The organism is Ruegeria sp. CDSA033, assembly GCF_059612305.1.
The window spans coordinates 115,204-136,989 of sequence record NZ_JBXWQI010000007.1; the positions used below are offsets into that span (position 1 = coordinate 115,204).

Here is a 21,786-nt window from a genome sequence, read left to right on the forward strand (position 1 = left end):
TCTGCCAGCCGCTGAACCAAAGCTAGGAACTAGGTTCTGAACGAGCTATCGCAGATAGCCCCGAGTATCTTGCAGATCGTTCAAAGCTGTGGGTGCCTTCGAAATACTGTTCACCAAGCTTTGTTTGGTCAGGTCTGCGCCCCGACCCTATTGTCGGCCTATAGCCTGAAGGAGCGATGCCATGATCCGACTAGCCCTATTGATGATTTTCCTTGCCGGTGGTGCATTGGCTCAAGAGACGGCTGAGCCGGAACCCCCGATGACGTATGAGCGGTTGGGAAAGATCATTTTTGCGCTCGATCCTGACGCGAAACCGTTTGGACCGGGGTTTGAGCTGAAAGTTGGGGACGTAACGGTGCTGGTCGTTACGGATATCAATGCAGACCGGATGCGGGCCATGGTCGCGATTGGCAGCGCCGAAGATTTGTCGCCCGCTGACCTTGAACGCGTGATGCAGGCGAATTTTGACAGTACGCTGGACGCGCGTTACGCGCTCGCGAATGGTATCTTGTGGGCTGCGTACATCCATCCGCTATCCCGGCTGGACAAGAACCAGCTGATCTCGGGGCTGGCCCAGACAGTGAATATCGCCAAGACCTATGGCACCTTGTACACCGGTGGCGCGGCGGAATTCGGAGGGGGCGACAGCCAGGATTTGCAGCGCGATCTGATCGAAGAGCTTCTGAAAAAAGGCGAGGAAATCTGACACGCGCCCGGGAATTGCGTTTGCTCTGATTTCAAGTTGCCGCGCAGAAGCTGCGGTCCATCGGCGGCCCGGTTTGCCTTTAACGCATCGCGGTTATTTGTACTGCCCGGGGCAGGGTGCCGTGACCGAGCGTCGCTTTGCCGAAAGAAGGAAAGTACATTCAGGTCAGGGCGCGCTAGACCCTAGCTGGACGCAGGAAACCTGCTATGCTTTGCCCATGCCAGAAGGGAAGGCTGCCAAACAATCCTCAAAAACAAAAAGGGGAAGCAGCCAAAAAATCCCTCAAGCCAACAGGGACAAAACAATATGAATAATCGTTTGCGTAAGATCACTATCGTGGGTGGTGGCACGGCGGGTTGGATGACCGCGCTGATACTGGACATGGTGTTTTCACGCACCTCGGCCCCCAAGGATCGCCCGCGCATCTGCCTGATCGAAAGCCCCAATATCGCCACCGTTGGCGTCGGTGAGGCCACGGTGCCACGCATGCCGGTCACGCTGCGTCAGGCGGGCATTTCCGAGCGGGATTTTTTCCGCGAGACCAATGCGTCGTTCAAGCTGGGCGTGAAGTTCTGCAATTGGAACAAGGACGCAAAGGGAAATCGCATCGATTACGTGAACCCCTTTGCCCACGGTCAGTTGTTGGAAGGATTGGAAGCCGCCGAATACTTCTTGCGCTTTGGCAATGGCGATCGGGACTTTACGCAATCCATCTCGCCGCATGATGATCTGGCCCGCCTGTGCAAGGGCGGGCGACCGCTGGGTCAGCCCGAGTTCGAACAACGGTTTGGCTATGCATATCATCTGGACGCTGTGAAATTTGCGGGCATGCTGACCAAGGTCTGCACCAAGCGCGGGGTGGAGCACATTCAGGATGAGGTGCAGGCGGTTGAACTGGATGAACAGGGCAATGTCAGCCATCTGATGTTAGAGCGTAAGGGCCGCCACGACATCGAGATGGTCATAGATTGCACCGGGTTCCGCGGTTTGATCATCAACAAAGCACTGGGTGAGCCGTTTATGGATTACTCGGATTACCTGCCCAACGACCGCGCCATGGCGTTGCAGATTGAACATCCCGATCCAGAGAAAATCGAAAGCGTCACCCGGTCTACCGCGCTGGGCGCCGGTTGGACATGGCGGGTGCCGCTCTACAACCGTGTGGGCACAGGCTATGTGTATTCATCGGCGCATCGCACGGATGATCAGGCGGCAGATGAATATCTCGAATGGCTAGGCGACAGCGGCAAAGGTTTGACACCGCGCGTGATCCCGATGCGCATCGGGCGCGTGCGCAATGCCTGGGTCAAGAACTGTCTGGCAATCGGTTTGTCTGGCGGGTTCATCGAACCGTTGGAAAGTACCGCAATCCACATGGTTGATCATGCGGTGCGCTGGTTCGCAGAACACCTGCCTACACGCGACATCGAACCATCGCTGCGGGCAAGATACAACCGGCAAATGAACAAAATGTATGATGAGGTCCTGGATTTCATCTGTCTGCACTATCGCCTGGGCAACCGCACGGATGATCAATATTGGATCGATGCGCGCACAGAGATGAAGATACCGGATCGTTTGGCCGAAAACCTGGAATTGTGGCAGCACCGCCTGCCCATGGAACACGATATCGAATTCGCCACACTGTTTAATTTCCGCGTTTATCAGACGGTTCTTTTGGGCAAGCAGGTCTATGACACCGGCTATGGAACCGGCATTCGTGATCGTCTGCGACCGTTGAAGAAACCGATCTGGTTCCAGTGGTGGAAGGGCGCGAAAGTGGATCTTGCGCAGATCCTCAAGGCGATGCCGGATCACAAAACACTGCTGCGCGATATCCGAGGAGAGCTGGAGCAACCCCCAGCCTTCGGTAAGGCGGCAGCGATGCAACCGACCGTCGCAATGCCGGGTGAACAACTTACACCCGTGGCGATCCAGAACATGCCGAACCTTGCCGAAATCCAAAGTGGTCGGAAAGATCTGCAACTGTTCTAGACGGTCCTAACGCTCCGCGCAGCTTTGCGGTGATGGCAGCATTGAACTGCGCTGCGCGGGCCAAGGACCCACTGGAGAAATGCAAAATGCCTGCGCTAAAGCGCGGGGCCTTCACGTAGCTTTTCCTGCTCGGACGGGGTGGGCGTGTGATTGAAGACAAAGGCCGTGCGGCAGGCTTCTTCTCCGCCCAGGTCTTCGATTTTCTGGCGCTGGTCGGCAAAGGCGCGGGCGTTGACCTCTTCGGGGTCGCAGATTTCGCGCAGACGGCGTTCCCCTTCGACCAGCGCGGTCTGAACCTGCGGGTCATTTACCCGATCCAGCGCGCAGTTGGTCTGTTCTTGCGGATCGGTTGACAGGTCGAACAATTGCGGGGGCTGACCGACATAGTAAACGTATTTCCATTCGCCCCATCGCACCATGAAACTGCCGGTTCTTGACCCACCATCGTGGTATTCGCTGAAACCGGTCCGGTCGGGGTCGTCCGGCGCATTGGCCAACCCAATCAGAGACAAGCCGGGTTGACCCGCGTTGCCGTCGTCGGCTTCGACGCCGCAGACGTCCCGGGCAGTTGCAGCGATATCGGTCAGATTGGTGCATGTGGTGACACGTCGCCCCGACGGGATTCCCGGGCCCGCCGCGATCATCGGAATTCCTGCGCTGGCCTCATACATCACCTGTTTGGTCCAAAACCCCTGATCCCCCATCATGTCACCGTGGTCGGATACATAGATCACGACCGTATTTTCGGCCTGACCACTGTCGGACAAGGCTTTCAGGATGCGCCCCACGCAATCATCCATCAATGAGGTCAGGCCATAATAAGCCGCCTTGGCTTCGCGCATTTTCTGCTCGTCAAAATAGTCGTCATAGTTGAAGAACGCGGCGATGTTGCGCAGCTCTTCATGATCCGGCAGCCCTTTGCCATACCCGACCGGCAAATCCATATGAGCTGGATCGTAAAGGTCGTACCATTCCTTGGGACAGGTCAGGGGATAGTGTGGACTGACCAGCGACATGAATGCAGCCCAGGGTTTGTCCTGGCGTGTGGGATCGGCCAGCCAGGCCTCGGCTGCTGCGGTAATGTCCAGATCGTAATCGGTATAGGTGCTGGGCCCGACGCCCACATCGCTCGCCAGCTCGGATGCCGAATCATAGTCTGGTGGGTTTTCGCGCAAAAGCCCAACGGCCCAGCCGACACCTCCGACCACGTGCATCGGCAAGACTTCCTTCGAGAAGCCATTGTCGTCTTCGTTGGACCTGAAATGCAGTTTTCCAATAGAGACGACTTCGCGCCCTGCGTCACGCACCTGCCGCATCCAGCTGCGCGGGTGCCCGTCATAGGGGGTTGCGCTGTCCCAGTTTCCTGTCGTGTGAACCCAGTCTCCGGTCGCAAGCGCCGCCCGTGTGGGTACGCACATGGGTGAGGGTGTGTAGGCGGACTGAAACATCGTGCCGCGCGCGGCCAGTGCATCCAGATTGGGCGTTTTGACAATCGGATGGCCAGCGCATCCCAGCGCGTCCTTGCGGTGTTCGTCTGAAATGATGACGAGAAAGTTCAGGTCTTGACGCATGAGATCCTCCGACTTTTTCAAAGCTTCGCAATTGGTGCAGACTTTGCTGTTCGAAACACGACATTCTTCGCAGGAAGCGGGCAATGCGCCTAACGAGAGCGGTTGCAAATGGGCTGTAATAATGTAATAACATAGCAAAAAGACCGAGCGAGCATGACGACCCACTGACAGTTGACAGTCTAGGTTCGTGCGCGCCGATGAACGGAGCGCACAATGACTGACCGCAGAAAGAACCGAAACCTGCGCAGCCGGATCAAACGCCGCCGGCGGACGGGATCGCCAATGCAGGCCTATGACGCTTTGCCTGCCGAATTGCGATGGTGGCTTGCCTCGGCTTGTCTGCCGTGGAGCCCGGCCTCGGCTCTGCGCATTTGGCATAAGGTAGGCGGCGCGCATGATCCCGATGATGCCTATTTGCGTTTGAATGCGATTGAGCAATCCATGCTGCAACGGGACGGGTGCGTCTGGGACGTGGCGCGTCGGGTGTGACGGCGTCCGATGCCCTGTATATCAAGGCTTTCCTCTTGCACATGTCGGGAATTCCGCATATACGCGCGCTGTCAACACAAGGGCGGTCAACGTCCGGATGACGTTACTGAGCAGGGCCGGGTCACCTCGGCCCTTTGTGTTTGTTTGCTCAGGGGCGCACCGGATCACGTCCGATGACATCATGAAACAAGACCGGCGGAGACAACCGCTCGGCCAGTAAAAACGTATGTAAAGGAAAACACTGCCAGATGGCTGATACAACCATGGAGGAATTCGAAGCCCTCCTGAACGAAAGCTTCGAAATGGACACGCCCGAAGAGGGTTCTGTTGTCAAAGGCAAGGTACTGGCGATCGAAGCCGGCCAAGCCATCATCGACGTTGGCTACAAAATGGAAGGCCGCGTTGATCTGAAAGAATTCGCGAATCCCGGCGAAGCTCCTGAAATCGCTGTTGGTGACGAGGTTGAAGTTTACCTGCGCGCCGCAGAGAACGCCCGTGGCGAAGCCGTCATCTCGCGCGAGATGGCCCGCCGTGAAGAGGCATGGGACCGTCTGGAAAAAGCATATGCCGACGACCAGCGCGTCGAAGGTGCAATCTTTGGCCGCGTCAAAGGTGGCTTCACCGTCGATCTGGGTGGCGCAGTTGCGTTCCTGCCCGGCTCGCAGGTTGACGTCCGCCCCGTACGCGACGCTGGCCCGCTGATGGGCCTGAAGCAGCCGTTCCAGATTCTGAAAATGGACCGCCGCCGTGGGAACATCGTTGTTTCGCGTCGCGCTATCCTGGAAGAATCGCGTGCCGAACAGCGTGCCGAAGTCATTGGCAACCTGACCGAAGGTCAAACCGTCGAAGGCGTGGTCAAGAACATCACCGAATACGGTGCGTTTGTTGACCTGGGCGGCGTTGACGGCCTGCTGCACGTCACCGACATGGCATGGCGCCGTGTGAACCACCCGTCCGAGATCCTGACGATCGGTGAAACCATCAACGTTCAGGTCATCAAGATCAACAAAGAGACCCACCGCATCAGCCTTGGCATGAAGCAGCTGCAGGAAGATCCGTGGGATCTGGTTGCTGCAAAGTATCCGCTGAGCTCGGTTCATCAGGGTCGCGTTACCAACATCACCGACTACGGCGCGTTCGTCGAGCTGGAAGCCGGTGTCGAAGGTCTGGTGCACGTGTCCGAGATGTCCTGGACCAAGAAAAACGTTCACCCCGGCAAGATCGTTTCGACCAGCCAGGAAGTCGACGTCATGGTTCTGGAAATCGACGGCGCCAAGCGTCGTGTGTCTCTGGGCCTGAAGCAGACCATGCGCAACCCGTGGGAAGTGTTTGCAGAAACACATCCCGAGGGCACCGAAGTCGAAGGCGAAGTCAAGAACATCACCGAATTCGGTCTGTTCATTGGCCTCGAAGGCGACATCGACGGCATGGTTCACCTGTCCGACCTTTCGTGGGACGAACGTGGCGAAGAGGCCATCCAGAACTACCACAAGAACGACGTCGTACAGGCTGTCGTTTCGGAAGTGGATGTCGAGAAAGAGCGTATCTCGCTGTCGATCAAAGCCCTTGGCGGTGACAAGTTCGCCGAAGCCGTGGGCGGCGTGAAGCGTGGTTCGATCATCACTGTCGAAGTCACCGCGATCGAAGATGGCGGCATCGAGGTCGAGTACGAAGGCATGAAGTCCTTCATCCGTCGTTCCGACCTGTCGCGCGACCGCGCAGAGCAGCGCCCCGAGCGTTTCTCGGTCAACGACAAGATCGACGTCCGCGTCACCAATGTCGACAGCAAGACTCGTCGTCTGGGTCTGTCGATCAAGGCACGTGAGATCGCCGAAGAGAAAGAGGCCGTGGAACAGTACGGTTCTTCCGACTCGGGCGCATCGCTGGGCGACATCCTGGGTGCAGCGCTGAAATCCGGCGACTAAGCTCAGGCTGGAATTCTAGACAAAATTGCGGCCCCGTGCAGACGCGCGGGGCCGTTTTTGTTGCGAATCAATATGTTCCGAATTTTGGGCTTATTTTGGCAGTCGTTCACGCTTTAGGAGCGGAAATTGCGCGAACAAGCAAAAAATCGCACGACTTTTCTGTAAAATGAATGCTTTGCACACAGAGTTTACATTCCCCCGATCACGGTTTTTTCCTATACTGTCCAGAAGTATAGACATGGTTAACCGGTCGCCTGGGAGGGTAACACTCATGATCCGTTCAGAACTGATTCAGAAAATCGCCGACGAAAACCCGCATCTCTATCAGCGTGATGTCGAGCGGATTGTGAATACCGTGTTCGAAGAAGTGACAGATGCCATGGCGCGTGGCGACCGTGTTGAACTGCGCGGCTTCGGCGCGTTCTCGGTCAAACAACGGGACGCGCGTGTTGGCCGCAATCCTCGTACGGGTGAGACCGTGCAGGTCGAAGAAAAATGTGTTCCATTCTTCAAAACTGGTAAGTTGCTAAGGGACCGATTGAACGGTAAAGCCTGACACCATGATGCGTTACCTTCGATATGCTTTCCTGGCGATCCTCGGGATCGTTCTTGTGTCGATCTCGCTGGCCAATCGCCCGATGGTTGAACTGAAACTAATGCCGGATGCTCTGGCCGAGCTGCTGGGTTTCAACCTCGCCACGACCCTGCCTTTGTTCCTTGTGGTGCTGGGCGGCGTTGTAGCCGGTCTGATCATCGGCTTCCTTTGGGAATGGCTGCGCGAACATAAGCATCGCCGCGATGCCTCGACCAAAACAGGCGAAGTGCGCAAGCTTGAGCGTGAGGTCAAAAAGCTCAAGAAAAAGCAGAATGAGGGCAAGGACGACGTTCTGGCTCTGCTGGACGAAGCCAGCTAAGGCACCTTTATGACGAACGTAGCTGTTAAAATCTGCGGGCTGACCGCACCTGATCACGTGCGCGCTGCGGCTGATGCTGGCGCGCGGTATGTCGGGTTTGTCTTCTTTCCAAAGTCGCCACGGCATCTGGCCATTGATGCAGCCGCGTCACTGGCACAGCTGGTGCCGGCAGGCGTGGCCAAGGTTGCCCTAACCGTGAATGCGACGGACGAGGAGCTGGACCGCGTCGTCGCAAGCGTGCCCTTGGACATGTTGCAACTGCACGGCAAAGAAACACCGCAGCGTGTTTCTGAGGTTCGCGACAGGTTTGGCTTGCCGGTGATGAAAGCAATCGGCATTGCCGAGGCCGAGGATCTGAGCGCAATTGACCTGTATTCCGAGGTTGCAGATCAGTTGCTGATCGACGCGAAACCTCCGCGTACATCCGAACTGCCGGGCGGCAATGGGCTTGCCTTTGATTGGCGGCTGTTGGCCGGCCGGAAATACTGGCAAAAGCCATGGATGCTGGCCGGAGGTCTTACGCCGGACAACGTCGCCGAAGCGATCCGCATGACCGGCGCAAAACAGGTCGATGTGTCTTCGGGCGTCGAAAGCGCGCCCGGAGTTAAAGATACCATTAAGATTTCTGAATTCGTATCCGCCGCTCATTGATCTGCATGCTGACCTCCCCCGTATATAACGCTGGGGAGGAACAAAGATGATTGCAGCGATTGGTGGGGTTTCCCTGCAACATTGGTACAACGCGCCAGAGTTCTTTTGGCGGGCCGGGCAAGCGTTGAAGCAGGCGCGAGGGGATCCATTATGCGAGCATGCGCAGATGTTCCCTCACGGTGGGCTCTACTTTTCACTCAGTGTTTGGCAAGACGCCGAGGCCATGCTGACATTTGCCCATTCGGGACCTCACAGGCGCGTTCTTGCGGCGTCGGACCGGTTGTCCATCACGCATGAGTTCCACCATTTCTCATGCATCGCGGTGCCGACCGAAGAACAGGCCCTGCGGATATGGAAGCATCGCTATCGACCCGCGAAATGATACGTTTTGCCATGGCAAAACCATCCGCTACCTCCTATGAACAACGGGTACGACGAGGGAGACACCCATGGCCAACGATCTATTCAATTCCTTCAAGTCCGGTCCCGACGAACAGGGCCGGTTTGGCATCTTCGGCGGGCGGTTCGTCAGTGAAACGCTGATGCCGCTGATCCTGTCGCTGGAAGAGGAATATGAGAAGGCCAAGGATGATCCGACCTTCTGGGCCGAGATGGACGATCTGTGGGCGAACTATGTGGGTCGCCCCTCGCCGCTGTATTACGCGGAACGCCTGACCGAGCATCTGGGTGGCGCGAAAATCTATCTGAAACGCGACGAACTGAACCACACGGGCGCGCATAAGATCAACAATGTGTTGGGCCAGATCATTCTGGCGCGGCGCATGGGTAAAACCCGGATCATCGCGGAAACCGGGGCAGGGCAGCACGGCGTGGCGACAGCAACCGTCTGCGCCAAATTCGGCCTGAAATGCATCGTTTACATGGGCGCACATGACGTTCAGCGTCAGGCGCCCAACGTGTTCCGTATGCGTCTGCTTGGCGCCGAAGTGATTCCTGTGACCTCGGGCCGTGGCACGCTGAAAGACGCGATGAACGACGCGCTGCGTGACTGGGTGACCAACGTCCGTGACACCTTCTACTGCATCGGCACCGTGGCGGGCCCGCACCCGTATCCGGCGATGGTGCGTGATTTCCAGTCGATCATCGGCAAGGAAGCCAAGGAACAGATGCAAAAGGCCGAAGGCCGTTTGCCCGACACGCTTATCGCCGCCATCGGCGGTGGGTCGAATGCGATGGGCCTGTTTTATCCGTTCCTTGACGACAAGAGCGTCAACATCATCGGTGTTGAGGCGGGCGGCAAGGGCGTGAACGAAAAGATGGAACACTGTGCCTCGCTGACCGGCGGTCGTCCGGGTGTGTTGCACGGTAACCGCACCTACCTGCTGCAGGACGATGACGGCCAGATCCTCGAAGGCTATTCGATCTCGGCCGGTCTGGATTACCCTGGCATTGGACCCGAGCATTCCTGGCTGAATGATATCGGTCGCGCGAACTATGTCTCGATCACCGATAAAGAGGCGCTGGAAGCGTTCCAGCTGTGCTGTGCAACCGAAGGTATCATCCCCGCGTTGGAGCCCAGCCACGCGTTGGCGCATGTCATGAAGATCGCGCCGGAACTGCCCAAGGATCACCTGATCTGCATGAATATGTGTGGTCGCGGCGACAAGGACGTTCAGACGGTCGCCAAATACCTGAACTTTGATATGTCCGACACCGAAGGCCGTTCGGCCGGATAACGCGCGCCCGGGGCTTTGCGCCCCGGGTGTTTCATGTCACGCTGCATGGCATGCAGAACGCGTCCAGTTCCGAAAGACTCGATCAAAAGTACGATGCCGCAGCCCCCGGCTGGGCGGATAAGATGCGTCTGCTGGGCTATTTTGATGCCTATCTGGGGTTTCTATCGATCGGTTCAGCGGATGATCTAGGCCGGAACGGGCTGGATGTGGGGTGCGGGACAGGTGCTTTTGCCGAGGCACGGGCGGTCATTCAGCCCGAAGGTAAGGTCACACTGCTCGAGCCGTCCGGGAAAATGCTGAAACAGGCCGAGGGTGCGCTGGCCCTAAGGGGCGTTACAACCCATACCGCGCGATCCCGGTTGGAGGATTTTCCACCAGCCCAGCCTTTTGATTGCGTTCTGGCAGCCCATGTCCTTGAACATTGCGATAACCCTACCGATGCCCTGCGCCACATGCGCAGGCAGGCCGCGCCAGCGGCAAAGCTGTGGTTGGTCGTCAGTAAACCACACTGGTGCAACGCGATTATTTGGCTTCAATGGCGTCACCGGTCGTACAGACCGCAACAGGTGGCCAAGATGCTTAAGGAGGCGGGGTGGGTGTTGGAGGCGGAGCACAGTTTTCCAACTGGTCCGCCCTCGCGCACATCGCGCGGCTATCTGTCGCGCGCCGTGTAAACATCAATCCGGTGTTGGCGACATGGATTGATCAGTTCTGATGCAAAACCGTTTCGAACCCCTCGAACTGAGGTGGTCCCATCAGAGCCGACTGCGTCTTGCCGTTGCCAGCGTTTTTGTGCGCATCGCGGAATTGTTCGGATTTGGTCCAGGCCTCGAAATCGCTGCGATTGTCCCAAATCACGTGGCTGGAATACAGCCGATACCCGTCGCCTTCGGGGCCTTTCAGAAGGCGGAACTCCTGAAATCCTTGCAGTTCTTTCAACCGGCTTTCGCGGTCTTTCCAAACGGATTCGAAATCGGCTTCGCTGCCCAAACGGACTTTGAAGCGGTTCATGGCGATAAAGCTCATAGCCTACCTCGTTCTTTGACGGTTTCGCGCTTGCTAAACAAAGTGTCGGTTGGCGGGTTTCTTTGATGTCTTTTTGCCCCTGAGGTCAATCAGGTTCGACGGCATTTTCGCGTAAAATTCCAATAGGGACGATGTCCAGCGCCCGCTGATGCGTGGCCTCCAGATCAACCTTGGGCGCGCAGCCCTCGTCATGGGCCTGCAGGAACCGCCCGGCACACAGGCACCAGTTGTCACCGGGCTTGAGACCGGGAAAATCGAACTCGGGGCGCGGTGTGCTCAGGTCATTGCCGACATATTTGGAATAGGCCAGAAACTCGGCCGTCATGACCGCGCAGACCGTGTGACTGCCCTGATCTTCGGCGCAGGTGTTACAGGCTCCGTCCCGAAAAAACCCGGTCTGTGGATCGCGGGAGCAGGGGGCAAGGACGCCCCCCAGAACGTTTATGCTGTCCAGTTTTTGCATGGGCACACCTTACAGGCTTTGGGCGATGGTGCGGAACATTTCTATGTTTGCTTCGTTGACGCCATCGTCACGGAAACTGCGATCAGCCCCGGTTGAGACGATAACTACACCGCGCGGTTGGTCAAAATAGATGTACTGACCATAAACGCCACGGGCCAGAAACTCACCTTCATGCGCGCCGACGGGGATCCACCACTGGTAGCCATACCCGATCTCTCCGGCTTCGGTCGGGGCGCTCGGAAAAACGGATTCCGCAATCCATTCGGCGGGCACGATCTGCTGGCCATTATGCTCGCCGTTTTGCAGGATCATCTGTCCAAACCGGGCAAAGTCGCGAGTAGTGAAGTTCAACCCGCCCAAGACGAAAGCCACGCCAGCACCGTCGGTGACATAGTAGCCGTCGCGTTCAAGGCCCAGAGGTTCAATGATCTTTTCGGTCAGCAAGTCAGCCACAGACCGATCCGTCGCACCGCGAACAACCATGCCGATAACGTGTGTGTCGATCGAGACATATTGCCATGTCTCGCCGGGCTCGACGAAGGTTTCGTTCAGCGAGGCGGCAAAGTCATCCAGCTCTCCACCCAGGGCGACGACGCGACCCATTCGGTTGATGTCGGAGTTGTAGTCCAGATAGTCCTCGTCGAAGGTCACACCGCTGGCCATGTTCAGAACATTGCGGATCGTTGCGCCGTCATAAGCGGTGCCCTGCAGTTTCGGGGCGTATTTGACCACCGGATCGTCCAGCGAGTCGATGGCGCCTTCGGCCATCAGGATGCCGAACAGGGCGGACAGATAGCTTTTGGCGACCGACCAGGATATCCGGCGATCCTCGGGGGCGGTCCCCAAATAGTATTCTTCGAACCTGATCTGCCCGTCCTGCATCACCAGCAAAGAGGTTACAGCCCGGTCTTCGACCCATTTGTCCGTGCCCTCGGGCAGGTCAAAACCGGGGCCGTAGGGCAGTTCGAATGTCGCACCTTCCCCCCTTGGCAGGTCGACAGTCAGGAAGGCGTCATCCATGTGAGAGAAGTTGTGAATGATCTTTTCTTCGGAAAACAGAGAGTTCACGGCCATCAGGCGCTGAATCTCTTCACGCTTCCAAACGCCAACGACCACCGCTGCCAGCACCAACATCAAAACGATGCGCAGCACCCATTTCATCAGGGTTCGCATATGTTACCTCCCGCTTTTGGTGTGCATTGGAGCGCGGACTGGCGCAGTTCGCAATTGAGACGTAGCGGCAACATCGTTGGCCTTACTTGAACTTGTCCATCAGTTTTTGCATGGCGGACCTGGTGTCCGCCTCGGGTTCAGGCGTAGCTGCAGCGACCGATTTCGAGGAGGCCGCAGCGGTTTTTGATGACCGTGGCGGTGCGGTGCGCAATGCGACCGCGTTCATGAATTTGCCACCATCGCCATCTGCCAAATGACCAGCACCGTCGGAAACCCCCCGCAAGACGTCTTCCAGCCAATCCGAATCTGCCTTGGCAAAGTCACTCAGGACATAAGGCGAGACCAATTCCTTACGGCCCGGATGCCCAATGCCCAGACGAACTCGATCATAGGCCGGGCTGATATGGTCATGGATCGACCGCAGACCGTTATGCCCGGCGTGACCTCCACCTGCTTTCGCACGCACCTTACCGGGCGCAAGATCCAGCTCGTCGTGAAAAACAGTCACATCGGTTGAGTCCAGCTTGTAAAAGCGCATAGCCTCACCCACGGATTGACCCGAGCGGTTCATGAAGGTTTGTGGCTTGATCAGCAGCACCTTTTCCGAGCCCAACCGCCCTTCGGCGATTTCTGCCTGAAACTTTGATTTCCACGGGCCGAAACCGTGATCGCCGGCAATCCTGTCCAGTGCCATAAAGCCGATATTGTGCCGGTTCCGGGCATATTTCTGCCCCGGATTGCCCAGTCCGACAAATAGTTTCATGGTTCTGCTCCGCGCGTCATTGTACGACTTGCTTCCTCATGCCCCGAATTGGATCGGAATTCCAGTGAGACTTCGTCTGCCAATGCCTGTCACCAGCAGCTGAAGGTGAGGCGCGCCTGGCCAGTAGGGGCCGTGATTTCAATCCGCCAGAGCGAATGCTGGTGCTGGCGGCAAGCTAGTGCGAAGATCCGCATTCGACAAAAAAACGGGGCTCCAAAGGAACCCCGTTTCAAATTCAAGGTACTGAAACCTGAACTTATTCTTCGGCTTCCTGACCGACGACTTCAACTTCGTCTACGGCCACTTCGCCCTCTTCACCCTCTTCGTCATCATCCGTTACCAGACCGGTGGGTGCCGAGATGTTCGCGATCACGAAGTCACGATCGATGGTCGGCTTGGTGCCTTCGGGCAGGTCGACCGACGAAATGGTGGCAACGTCGTTAATGTTCATGCCGGTCACGTCAACAGTGATCTTCTCAGGAATATCACCTGCAGTGCACAGCAGTTCGACTTCCGGACGGACAACCGTCAAAACGCCGCCCTTTTTGATGCCGGGTGCTTCTTCCTCGTTGATGAACTCAACCGGGATGAACAGCGCGATCTTGGTGGTGCGACGCAGGCGCATCAGGTCCAGGTGGGTCGGCAGGTCTTTGACGACGTCACGCTGAACGTCGCGGCAGATGACGCGGACGTCTTCCTGGCCTTCAACCTTCAGGTTCCACAGGGTCGACTTGAACCGGCCAGCTTTCAGGCGCTTGAACAGTTCGTTGAACGGGATCTGAATCGGCAGCGGTTCTTTGTCGCCACCAAATACGATGCCCGGAACCATGCCGTCGCGGCGTGCCTGACGAGCGGCGCCCTTGCCTGTCCCCGTCCGTTCCAGAGCTACGAGATCAGGAATCTCTCCAGCCATGATAATTCTCCAATGTTAGGGCGGGCATCCTCCAAGGCTGTATGCCCGCGTGAAGCCGCGTCCTTAGCTTGAATTGTCAGGTTTGGAAAGCGGTTTTTAGCGGTCTTCATACTTTGCGAGGCTCTGCCTCGCGCTCCGGGATATTTGGGGCCAGATGAAGAGCGGATCCCCTGCTTCGACTGGCAAAAAAAATCCCGGGGGATTCGCAGTTTGCTGCGGTGGGCGTGGAGCCCCGTTTAACATGGCTTGCTGAAAGGTTTTGCGAGTTCAGGCTTGCCATCGGCCGCCGAAACCCTCGGGGATCAGCAGGTTGTGACGACCCAGACTGCTCACATCCCGCTCGCCGCACAGGGCCATCGTGGTGTCCAGCTCTTTGTGGATAATATCCAGCGCAGCCGTGACACCTTGTTGGCCCATCGCACCCAGCCCATAGACAAAAGCGCGACCGATGTAAGTACCCTTGGCCCCAAGTGCCAGCGCTTTGAGAACGTCCTGCCCGGACCGGATGCCGCTGTCCAGATGGACTTCGACGTCATCACCAACGGCGTCCATGATTTCAGGCAAAACGCGGATCGAACTGAGCGCTCCATCCAACTGTCGCCCGCCGTGGTTTGAAACAACGATGGCATCTGCGCCCAGTTTAGCTGCCATCCTGGCGTCCTCGGCATCCAGAATGCCCTTCAGGATCACCTTGCCGCCCCACTGCTCCATCAGCTTTTCGACCTTTTTCCAATCGAGGCTGGGGTCGAATTGCTCGGCCGTCCACGCGCCCAGCGATGAGGCGTCAGAGACGCCCTCGGCATGGCCAACGATATTGCCAAATTCGCGCCGATGTGCGCCCAGCATCTCGATCCCCCAAGCCCATTTGGTCATGAGGTTTGCGATTGTCTTGGCGGTCAGTTTCGGCGGCGCGGACAAGCCATTTTTCAAATCTTTGTGGCGCTGCCCCAGAATTTGCAGATCCAGCGTGATCACCAATGCCGAACATTTGGCATCCTTGGCGCGCTGGATCAGGCGACTGACGTAATCCTGATCCTTCATGGCATAAAGCTGAAACCAAAAGGGTTTGCTTGTATGCCCTTCGACATCCTCGATCGAATTGATCGACATGGTCGACAGGGTGAAGGGTACGCCGAATTCCTCGGCAGCCTTTGCGGCCTTCATCTCACCGTCCGCGTGCTGCATGCCTGTCAGGCCAACGGGGGCCAGAGCCACCGGCATCGCAACATCCTGTCCGATCATCTGCGATGCGGTCGAGCGCCCGTCCATGTCCACGGCGACCCGCTGGCGCAGCCTGATATCTTCGAAATCCGAGCTGTTCTCGCGGAAGGTCTGTTCGGTCCAGCTGCCGCTTTCAGCATAGTCGAAAAACATGCGCGGCACGCGGCGTTCGTAGATGCGTTTTAGATCGTCGATATTGGTAATGACGGGCATGAGGTTCGGCCTTCGCAGTATTGGTGATGTTTGTTACCAACCATTTGAGGCCCTCGCAACGCTGGGACGTTGCGAGGAAACGCCGCGTTTCCCCGGGCAGCAAAAAACGCGGTCGGACAGGGCCGACCGCGTCGAAAACTGATCAGGCCTCACTCAGACCGAGTGCGCGCCGTCAGCCAGAGATTTCACGAAATCCAAAACTTCGCCGGTGGGCTTGCCCGCAGCGATCTGGCTGACGATAGCAGAGCCAACCACAGCACCATCAGCAACAGTTGCGATTGCCTGTGATTTTTCAGGTGTATTGATCCCGAACCCGACGATCACTGGTAAATCGGTTGCGGACTTGATGCGGGCGACCTCGGGGCCAACATTTGTGGCTTGGGCTTCGGCTGCACCGGTAATGCCGGTGATCGATACGTAATACACAAAGCCCGATGTGTTCTGCAGAACGCGGGGCAAGCGCTTGTCATCGGTGGTTGGCGTTGCCAGACGGATAAAGTTCAGACCTGCAGCTTGTGCAGGCAGGCATAGTTCTTCGTCTTCTTCCGGCGGCAGGTCGACAACGATCAGACCGTCAATTCCGACCTCTTTGGCATCGGCAAGAAATTTGTCGACACCGCGGCTGTAGATCGGATTGTAGTAGCCCATCAGCACAATCGGAGTGGTGTCATCGGTCTCGCGAAACGCTCGGGCCAGATCCAAAGTCCGCTGCAATGTCATGCCGTTGTCCAGTGCGCGTTGACCGGCGGCTTGGATCGTCGGGCCGTCTGCCATCGGATCGGTAAAGGGCAGACCCAGTTCGATGACATCGACACCTGCGCCGGGCAGGCCCTTTACGATTTCAAGCGAGGTTTCGAAATCCGGGTCACCGGCCATGATATAGGCGACGAACGCCTTCTTTCCCTGTTCTTTCAGAGCGGCGAACTTGGCGTCGATACGGGTCATAAGCTGTCCTTGCAATCAGGTTCAGACCTGATGTGCAGAAACTTTGAAAAGAAATCAATCCCGGTTCGCAGCGCAGCCCCTAGAACGCAAGGTGGTATCGCAGCAGCACAGAATTGACGCCCGGGTTTTCTTGTTGCGTGCTTGCATTGGATTTATGCGTAATCGCCACCGAGACTTTGTTGCCGCTGTTCAGCGTATAACCGACGCCCAACAGGCTGCGGATCTGGAAACTGCCGCCCAGGTCGTTCAGTTCCTCTGATTCAGAGAAATAGCCGGGCATGACGCTGCCCTCTACGAACCAGCGTTCAGCGAAGGTATATGTACCGATCAGGCCAGCACCCACATGGACGTCACCGGCTTCGTCCACCGTCAGCGCACCGCCCCATGTCGCGGACAGGCGCGTCGCCTCGTAGAAAGGGCGGTGATGGTATTCGACCGAAAAGGCGCCCTGGTCTTTTGCGTCACTTTCGGAAAAATCTGCATATCCGGCACCGAAGACAACTGATTGCGCGTGTGCGGAGGTCGCGGCGAAAAGGACCCCAAGGGCAAGAACGAAAGATCTCATGTCAGCATTCACTATTCAATTTTTCTAAATTGCTAATTGGTGATTCTAGTGCTCTCGTTTCAATGTGCGCAAGCGCACAAAGCCGTGACAATCAATTGTGTTGTCAAAACGCCCTTGCGTACCTAATGCGCCCGTTGGCTTGCGCATTGTGCCCGACCTGCATAGAAGCTGCGCTCGAATGCTATGCAGGAGGCCGTCATGGGCTTTAAAATGGGAATCGTGGGTCTGCCGAATGTGGGTAAGTCAACCCTCTTCAATGCGCTGACCAAAACCGCAGCTGCGCAGGCGGCGAATTTCCCGTTCTGCACGATCGAACCCAATGTGGGCGATGTGGCCGTTCCCGACGACCGGCTGGACAAGCTGGCCACCATCGCAAGCTCTAAACAAATCATTCCGACGCGCATGACTTTTGTGGATATTGCCGGTCTGGTAAAGGGAGCCTCGAAAGGTGAGGGGCTGGGCAACCAGTTTCTGGCGAATATCCGTGAAACCGACGCTATTGCCCACGTGCTGCGCTGTTTCGAAGATGGCGATGTGACCCACGTGGACGGCCGCGTCGATCCTGTGGCCGATGCCGATACCATCGAGACCGAGTTGATGCTGGCCGATCTGGAAAGCATCGAAAAGCGCCGCGCCAATCTGGTGCGCAAGCTGAAAGGCAATGACAAAGAGGCGCAGCAGCAGGAACGTTTGCTGGCCGAAGCGCAGGCTATGCTGGAAAACGGCAAACCCGCGCGTCTGGTCGAAGTCTCTGACGAAGACGCCAAGGCATGGACGATGCTGCAGCTGCTGACCACGAAACCGGTTCTCTATGTCTGCAACGTGTCCGAGGAAGAAGCCGCCGAGGGTAACGAATATTCCGCGCGCGTGGCTGAAATGGCCGCCGCTCAGGGCAATTCCCACGTCATCATCAGCGCCAAGATCGAAGAAGAGATCAGCCTGCTGGAAGAAGACGAGGCGCAGATGTTCCTGGAGGAAATGGGTCTGGAAGAGCCCGGCCTCGACCGTCTGATCCGCGCGGGTTACGATCTGCTCAAGCTGGAAACCTATTTCACAGTCGGCCCGAAAGAGGCCCGCGCCTGGACCATACGCACTGGCACCGCGGCGCCACAGGCCGCTGGTGTGATCCATGGCGATTTTGAAAAAGGTTTCATTCGCGCTGAGACGATCGCCTATGACGACTATATCGCTGCCAATGGCGAACAGGGCGCGAAAGAGGCGGGCAAGATGCGGGCCGAGGGTAAGGGCTATATCGTCAAAGACGGCGATGTGATGCACTTTTTGTTCAATACCTGAGCGCCGATTGACCCTGCGTGAAGCGGACCATTCAGATGCGTCGAGCATCGCTGCGATCTCGATTGAAGTCTGGATTGGCACCTATCTCAAACGCGGGGTTAGCGGTTTTTTCGCGGATTACGCGCTGACCGAGTTCACGCCAGCGCTTATCGCTGCCCTGATCAGCGATCCGGAAGAGTTCATTCTGGTGTCGAATAATTCACAGGGGATCGACGGGTTCATTCGCGTCTCTCCGGTCTGTGATGCCCCCGTCGCGGGGTGGTCGGGTATGGAAATTTCGACATTCTATGTTCAGCCGCGTCATCACGGCAAAGGGATCGGCACGCGCCTGCTTACGGCAGCACTGACGCATTGCCGAGAGCAACGGGCCGGTTCCGTCTGGTTGACCACCAATGCAGAAAACGATCCGGCCATCGCCTTCTATCTGGCCAATGGTTTTGTACAGATTGGCGAAACCCAGTTCCAGATTGCGGATCAGGGCTATCTCAACAATGTCTATGCCTTGTCTTTGACCTGAACACATCGCTTTCCCCCAACGTAAAAGGCGCTAATCTGGGTTTCTGGCCTCACCTTGGGATACCGAAAAATGATCGAAATCCGCGACCTGCAATTGCTTAGCGCCTTGGCCCGGCATCGCCATTTTGCCAAAGCGGCAGAGGAATGCGGAATTTCTCAGCCAGCGTTTTCCATGCGCATTCGGAATCTCGAGGACCGGCTGGGTGTCTCAATCGTACGCCGCGCCAACAGGTTTCAGGGCCTGACTGAAGAAGGCGAGATGATCGTCCAGCGCGCGCGGCGCATTCTGGATGAGACAAAGGCGCTGGAACAGCAGGTTCTGGCCTCGAAGGGTGAGATTACCGGGACACTCAAACTGGGCGTAATCCCAACCGCGATTGCCTTCACCGGACGGCTGATCAAGCGGCTGCATCAGGCGCATCCGCGCGTTGTCACACGGATCGAAACCATGTCAGCCTCGTCCATTCAGCACCGGTTGGACGAGGGTAGTCTGGATGCGGGGATCACCTATGGCGACAGCATTGGCACCGATCTGCGGCAGGTGCAGCCGTTGTACGAAGAGACTTACGTGCTGTTGATCCCGTCACATATGACCGATGAAACCGGACCGATCCCGTGGACACAGGTCGCCGAGTTTCCACTCAGCCTGCTTGAGCCGCAGATGCAGAACCGTCGCATTCTGGACCGTATCTTTGCTGAGCAGGGCCTCCACCCCCAAGTGGTCGCTGAAACCAGTGGCTTTACCGCCTCAATGGTCATGGCGCGTGAAGGGCTGGCAGCCACCGTTGTCCCCCGCGTTTTGGTTCGGGCGCTGGGCGATCTTAAGGGTACGAAAGTGCTGCCTCTGGTCGATCCTGTTGTAAGTAAACCGATTTGTCTGGCCACCCTAAGCCGAGACCCGGAATTGCCAACGGTTGAGGCTTTGCGCGCTGTGGTGACGTCTTTACGGTGATAAGGTGTCGTTATCGTGCGATAGCGATAAGCGATTTGACGATATGCTATTCTGATGAGACACGGAGCCTTAATCGGAGGGCATCATGGCACCATTAGATACCAAGCCATCAGGCGCACCCAAGGGCGTCTGGAAGTCAGGTAAAGGCAAAGGGCGGCACACGCCCAAGGGCCGTCAGTTCACGGATGAGGCGCAGGCCGAGATCGCGCGCCTGCTGGGCGACCGCCCGCGACGTCGCGATCTGCTGATCGAATTCCTGCATTTGATTCAGGACGAACACGGCCATATCAGCGCCGACCATATCGCCGCGCTGGCGGTTGAGATGCGGATCGGTCAGGCCGAGATCTACGAGACCGCGACGTTTTATGCCCATTTCGACGTGGTGAAAGAAGGCGAGGTGCCTCCGCCTGCTTTGACGATCCGTGTCTGTGACTCTCTCTCCTGCGAAATGGCCGGTGCCCAGCAGTTGCAAAAGGCCCTGGAAGATGGCTTGGACGCATCCGAAGTGCGTGTGGTGCGCGCGCCCTGCATGGGGCGATGCGATACGGCCCCGGTGCTTGAGATTGGTCACAACCACATCGACCATGCGACCCCTGAAAAGGTGCAGGCCGCAATTGCCGCCGGTGATACTCACGCTCATCTGCCCGAATACGAAACCTTTGCTGCTTATGAGGCAAACGGTGGCTATGCCAAGCTGAAAGAGCTGCGCGAGAGCGGCGACTGGGTGAAAGTACAAGAAGACGTTTTGTCCTCAGGCCTGCGCGGTTTGGGTGGTGCTGGCTTCCCGTCCGGCAAGAAATGGGGTTTTGTTCGCATGAACGAAGGCACCCGCTATCTGGCAGTGAACGGTGACGAGGGCGAACCCGGCACCTTCAAAGACCGTTATTATCTAGAGCGTGCGCCGCATGTTTTCCTTGAGGGTATGCTGATCGCCGCTTGGGCGGTCGAGGCAGAGACGTGCTTCATCTACATGCGTGATGAATACCCGGCGGTGCTGGAAATCCTCGCCCGCGAGATCGCTGCGTTGGAAGAGGCCGGGATCGTCGAAAAGGGTTACATCGACCTGCGCCGGGGTGCTGGTGCTTATATCTGCGGTGAAGAATCCGCGATGATCGAGTCGATCGAGGGGAAAAAGGGCCTGCCGCGTCACCGTCCTCCGTTCGTGGCGCAGGTTGGGGTCTTTAACCGACCGACCTTGGTGCACAATGTGGAGACGCTGTATTGGGTTTCCAAAATCTGCCGCGAAGGTCCGCAGATTCTGAGTTCCGTAGAAAAGAATGGCCGCAAGGGTCTGCGCAGCTACTCAATCTCGGGTCGCGTAGCCAAGGCGGGTGTTTACCTGTTGCCGGCGGGTTCTACCATTCTCGATGTGATCGAGGCCGCCGGTGGTATGACTGAAGGCCACGTGTTCAAGGCATATCAACCGGGCGGGCCGTCTTCGGGTCTGCTGCCTGCATCCATTGATGACGTCCCGCTGGACTTTGACACGCTGCAGCCGCTGGGCACCTTTATCGGATCCGCCGCCGTGGTGGTTCTCTCCGATCAGGACACCGCACGCGATGCTGCGCTGAACATGCTGCGGTTCTTCGAAGATGAAAGCTGTGGCCAGTGCACGCCTTGCCGGGCGGGCTGCGAAAAGGCTGTGAAGCTGATGCAGGCTGACAAGTGGGATCAGGATCTTCTGGAAGATCTGTGCCAGGTCATGGGCGATGCCTCGATCTGCGGTCTGGGGCAGGCGGCCCCGAACCCGATCCGTCTGGTCATGAAACACTTCGCTGACGAAATCTGAGGG

23 protein-coding genes are annotated in these 21,786 nt (G+C 57.4%); 14 read left to right on the forward strand and 9 right to left on the reverse strand.

Annotation, left to right across the window (positions count from 1 at the left end; all coding sequences use genetic code 11):
- Positions 1 to 181 precede the first annotated feature (181 nt).
- Positions 182 to 706 carry a hypothetical protein gene (locus AC2FLA_RS11555; protein WP_282170749.1) on the forward strand — a complete coding sequence of 175 codons (525 nt, stop codon included), beginning with the start codon at positions 182 to 184 and terminating at the stop codon, positions 704 to 706.
- Positions 707 to 1,012: 306 nt separating this feature from the next.
- Entirely contained in the window at positions 1,013 to 2,701 is a 1,689-nt protein-coding gene (locus AC2FLA_RS11560) for a tryptophan halogenase family protein (RefSeq protein ID WP_496722320.1), read from the forward strand.
- A gap of 95 nt (positions 2,702 to 2,796) precedes the next feature.
- Here AC2FLA_RS11560 and AC2FLA_RS11565 read toward each other — a convergent pair whose 3' ends face one another.
- Positions 2,797 to 4,272, reverse strand: a complete 1,476-nt coding sequence (locus AC2FLA_RS11565; protein WP_496722322.1) for a sulfatase family protein — start codon at positions 4,270 to 4,272, stop codon at positions 2,797 to 2,799.
- 213 nt (positions 4,273 to 4,485) lie between these two features.
- Here AC2FLA_RS11565 and AC2FLA_RS11570 point away from each other — a divergent pair, with 213 nt between their 5' ends.
- The 8 genes from AC2FLA_RS11570 (at position 4,486) to AC2FLA_RS11605 (ending at position 10,622) form a co-directional block, all read left to right on the forward strand.
- Entirely contained in the window at positions 4,486 to 4,761 is a 276-nt protein-coding gene (locus AC2FLA_RS11570) for a DUF6525 family protein (RefSeq protein WP_496722324.1), read from the forward strand.
- A gap of 248 nt (positions 4,762 to 5,009) precedes the next feature.
- Positions 5,010 to 6,686 carry a 30S ribosomal protein S1 gene (gene rpsA, locus AC2FLA_RS11575; protein WP_113791620.1) on the forward strand — a complete coding sequence of 559 codons (1,677 nt, stop codon included), beginning with the start codon at positions 5,010 to 5,012 and terminating at the stop codon, positions 6,684 to 6,686.
- A 271-nt stretch (positions 6,687 to 6,957) separates the two neighbouring features.
- Complete coding sequence (gene ihfB, locus AC2FLA_RS11580) at positions 6,958 to 7,242, forward strand: integration host factor subunit beta (protein ID WP_037310872.1); 285 nt, start codon at positions 6,958 to 6,960, stop codon at positions 7,240 to 7,242.
- Between the two features lie 7 nt (positions 7,243 to 7,249).
- The gene (locus AC2FLA_RS11585; RefSeq protein ID WP_496722412.1) at positions 7,250 to 7,600 is read left to right on the forward strand and encodes a lipopolysaccharide assembly protein LapA domain-containing protein; all 351 of its coding nucleotides are present in this window, start codon (positions 7,250 to 7,252) and stop codon (positions 7,598 to 7,600) included.
- Between the two features lie 9 nt (positions 7,601 to 7,609).
- Positions 7,610 to 8,251, forward strand: a complete 642-nt coding sequence (locus tag AC2FLA_RS11590) for a phosphoribosylanthranilate isomerase (protein ID WP_496722326.1) — start codon at positions 7,610 to 7,612, stop codon at positions 8,249 to 8,251.
- A gap of 46 nt (positions 8,252 to 8,297) precedes the next feature.
- Complete coding sequence (locus tag AC2FLA_RS11595) at positions 8,298 to 8,633, forward strand: hypothetical protein (RefSeq protein ID WP_496722328.1); 336 nt, start codon at positions 8,298 to 8,300, stop codon at positions 8,631 to 8,633.
- Positions 8,634 to 8,700: 67 nt separating this feature from the next.
- Entirely contained in the window at positions 8,701 to 9,948 is a 1,248-nt protein-coding gene (gene trpB / locus AC2FLA_RS11600) for a tryptophan synthase subunit beta (protein ID WP_496722329.1), read from the forward strand.
- A 50-nt stretch (positions 9,949 to 9,998) separates the two neighbouring features.
- Positions 9,999 to 10,622 carry a class I SAM-dependent methyltransferase gene (locus tag AC2FLA_RS11605; protein WP_496722331.1) on the forward strand — a complete coding sequence of 208 codons (624 nt, stop codon included), beginning with the start codon at positions 9,999 to 10,001 and terminating at the stop codon, positions 10,620 to 10,622.
- A gap of 31 nt (positions 10,623 to 10,653) precedes the next feature.
- Here AC2FLA_RS11605 and hmuQ read toward each other — a convergent pair whose 3' ends face one another.
- The 8 genes from hmuQ to AC2FLA_RS11645 form a co-directional block, all read right to left on the reverse strand.
- The gene (gene hmuQ, locus AC2FLA_RS11610) at positions 10,654 to 10,974 is read right to left on the reverse strand and encodes a heme-degrading protein HmuQ (RefSeq protein WP_496722333.1); all 321 of its coding nucleotides are present in this window, start codon (positions 10,972 to 10,974) and stop codon (positions 10,654 to 10,656) included.
- Between the two features lie 85 nt (positions 10,975 to 11,059).
- A complete protein-coding gene (locus AC2FLA_RS11615) occupies positions 11,060 to 11,437 on the reverse strand; it encodes a DUF2237 family protein (protein WP_109312566.1) in 378 nt (125 codons plus the stop codon).
- 9 nt (positions 11,438 to 11,446) lie between these two features.
- Positions 11,447 to 12,610 (reverse strand): serine hydrolase domain-containing protein, encoded by a 1,164-nt coding sequence (locus AC2FLA_RS11620; protein WP_496722335.1) that lies wholly within the window; start codon positions 12,608 to 12,610, stop codon positions 11,447 to 11,449.
- An 82-nt stretch (positions 12,611 to 12,692) separates the two neighbouring features.
- Positions 12,693 to 13,373, reverse strand: a complete 681-nt coding sequence (gene pth / locus AC2FLA_RS11625; protein WP_496722337.1) for an aminoacyl-tRNA hydrolase — start codon at positions 13,371 to 13,373, stop codon at positions 12,693 to 12,695.
- Between the two features lie 256 nt (positions 13,374 to 13,629).
- Entirely contained in the window at positions 13,630 to 14,286 is a 657-nt protein-coding gene (locus tag AC2FLA_RS11630) for a 50S ribosomal protein L25/general stress protein Ctc (RefSeq protein ID WP_058279479.1), read from the reverse strand.
- A gap of 267 nt (positions 14,287 to 14,553) precedes the next feature.
- Entirely contained in the window at positions 14,554 to 15,720 is a 1,167-nt protein-coding gene (locus tag AC2FLA_RS11635; RefSeq protein WP_496722339.1) for an alpha-hydroxy acid oxidase, read from the reverse strand.
- 153 nt (positions 15,721 to 15,873) lie between these two features.
- Entirely contained in the window at positions 15,874 to 16,665 is a 792-nt protein-coding gene (gene trpA / locus AC2FLA_RS11640) for a tryptophan synthase subunit alpha (RefSeq protein ID WP_496722341.1), read from the reverse strand.
- A 79-nt stretch (positions 16,666 to 16,744) separates the two neighbouring features.
- Positions 16,745 to 17,230: an acyloxyacyl hydrolase gene (locus AC2FLA_RS11645; protein ID WP_496722343.1), complete on the reverse strand. Its 486-nt coding sequence runs from the start codon at positions 17,228 to 17,230 to the stop codon at positions 16,745 to 16,747.
- 198 nt (positions 17,231 to 17,428) lie between these two features.
- On the opposite strand from AC2FLA_RS11645, the gene ychF reads away from it, so the two are divergent.
- The 4 genes from ychF to AC2FLA_RS11665 all read left to right on the forward strand — a co-directional run bounded on the left by ychF (position 17,429) and on the right by AC2FLA_RS11665 (position 21,783).
- On the forward strand, positions 17,429 to 18,526 hold the full coding sequence (ychF, locus tag AC2FLA_RS11650) for a redox-regulated ATPase YchF (protein WP_496722345.1): 1,098 nt from the start codon (positions 17,429 to 17,431) through the stop codon (positions 18,524 to 18,526).
- Positions 18,527 to 18,533: 7 nt separating this feature from the next.
- Positions 18,534 to 19,043 carry a GNAT family N-acetyltransferase gene (locus tag AC2FLA_RS11655; RefSeq protein ID WP_496722347.1) on the forward strand — a complete coding sequence of 170 codons (510 nt, stop codon included), beginning with the start codon at positions 18,534 to 18,536 and terminating at the stop codon, positions 19,041 to 19,043.
- A gap of 69 nt (positions 19,044 to 19,112) precedes the next feature.
- Positions 19,113 to 19,994 (forward strand): LysR family transcriptional regulator, encoded by an 882-nt coding sequence (locus tag AC2FLA_RS11660; protein ID WP_496722349.1) that lies wholly within the window; start codon positions 19,113 to 19,115, stop codon positions 19,992 to 19,994.
- 85 nt (positions 19,995 to 20,079) lie between these two features.
- Entirely contained in the window at positions 20,080 to 21,783 is a 1,704-nt protein-coding gene (locus AC2FLA_RS11665) for an NAD(P)H-dependent oxidoreductase subunit E (RefSeq protein WP_496722351.1), read from the forward strand.
- The last annotated feature ends 3 nt before the right edge of the window (positions 21,784 to 21,786 follow it).

Bases quoted from the DNA above. Each gene is read 5' to 3' on its own strand.
- trpB (WP_496722329.1), top strand. From the start codon at position 8,701: ATGGCCAACGATCTATTCAATTCCTTCAAGTCCGGTCCCGACGAACAG.
- AC2FLA_RS11605 (WP_496722331.1), top strand. From the start codon at position 9,999: ATGCAGAACGCGTCCAGTTCCGAAAGACTCGATCAAAAGTACGATGCC.
- AC2FLA_RS11570 (WP_496722324.1), top strand. From the start codon at position 4,486: ATGACTGACCGCAGAAAGAACCGAAACCTGCGCAGCCGGATCAAACGC.
- AC2FLA_RS11585 (WP_496722412.1), top strand. From the start codon at position 7,250: ATGCGTTACCTTCGATATGCTTTCCTGGCGATCCTCGGGATCGTTCTT.
- AC2FLA_RS11665 (WP_496722351.1), top strand. From the start codon at position 20,080: ATGGCACCATTAGATACCAAGCCATCAGGCGCACCCAAGGGCGTCTGG.
- AC2FLA_RS11635 (WP_496722339.1), bottom strand. From the start codon at position 15,720: ATGCCCGTCATTACCAATATCGACGATCTAAAACGCATCTACGAACGC.
- trpA (WP_496722341.1), bottom strand. From the start codon at position 16,665: ATGACCCGTATCGACGCCAAGTTCGCCGCTCTGAAAGAACAGGGAAAG.
- AC2FLA_RS11660 (WP_496722349.1), top strand. From the start codon at position 19,113: ATGATCGAAATCCGCGACCTGCAATTGCTTAGCGCCTTGGCCCGGCAT.
- ychF (WP_496722345.1), top strand. From the start codon at position 17,429: ATGGGCTTTAAAATGGGAATCGTGGGTCTGCCGAATGTGGGTAAGTCA.
- AC2FLA_RS11565 (WP_496722322.1), bottom strand. From the start codon at position 4,272: ATGCGTCAAGACCTGAACTTTCTCGTCATCATTTCAGACGAACACCGC.
- AC2FLA_RS11595 (WP_496722328.1), top strand. From the start codon at position 8,298: ATGATTGCAGCGATTGGTGGGGTTTCCCTGCAACATTGGTACAACGCG.
- AC2FLA_RS11560 (WP_496722320.1), top strand. From the start codon at position 1,013: ATGAATAATCGTTTGCGTAAGATCACTATCGTGGGTGGTGGCACGGCG.
- rpsA (WP_113791620.1), top strand. From the start codon at position 5,010: ATGGCTGATACAACCATGGAGGAATTCGAAGCCCTCCTGAACGAAAGC.
- AC2FLA_RS11590 (WP_496722326.1), top strand. From the start codon at position 7,610: ATGACGAACGTAGCTGTTAAAATCTGCGGGCTGACCGCACCTGATCAC.
- ihfB (WP_037310872.1), top strand. From the start codon at position 6,958: ATGATCCGTTCAGAACTGATTCAGAAAATCGCCGACGAAAACCCGCAT.
- AC2FLA_RS11645 (WP_496722343.1), bottom strand. From the start codon at position 17,230: ATGAGATCTTTCGTTCTTGCCCTTGGGGTCCTTTTCGCCGCGACCTCC.
- AC2FLA_RS11630 (WP_058279479.1), bottom strand. From the start codon at position 14,286: ATGGCTGGAGAGATTCCTGATCTCGTAGCTCTGGAACGGACGGGGACA.
- pth (WP_496722337.1), bottom strand. From the start codon at position 13,373: ATGAAACTATTTGTCGGACTGGGCAATCCGGGGCAGAAATATGCCCGG.
- AC2FLA_RS11555 (WP_282170749.1), top strand. From the start codon at position 182: ATGATCCGACTAGCCCTATTGATGATTTTCCTTGCCGGTGGTGCATTG.
- hmuQ (WP_496722333.1), bottom strand. From the start codon at position 10,974: ATGAGCTTTATCGCCATGAACCGCTTCAAAGTCCGTTTGGGCAGCGAA.
- AC2FLA_RS11620 (WP_496722335.1), bottom strand. From the start codon at position 12,610: ATGCGAACCCTGATGAAATGGGTGCTGCGCATCGTTTTGATGTTGGTG.
- AC2FLA_RS11615 (WP_109312566.1), bottom strand. From the start codon at position 11,437: ATGCAAAAACTGGACAGCATAAACGTTCTGGGGGGCGTCCTTGCCCCC.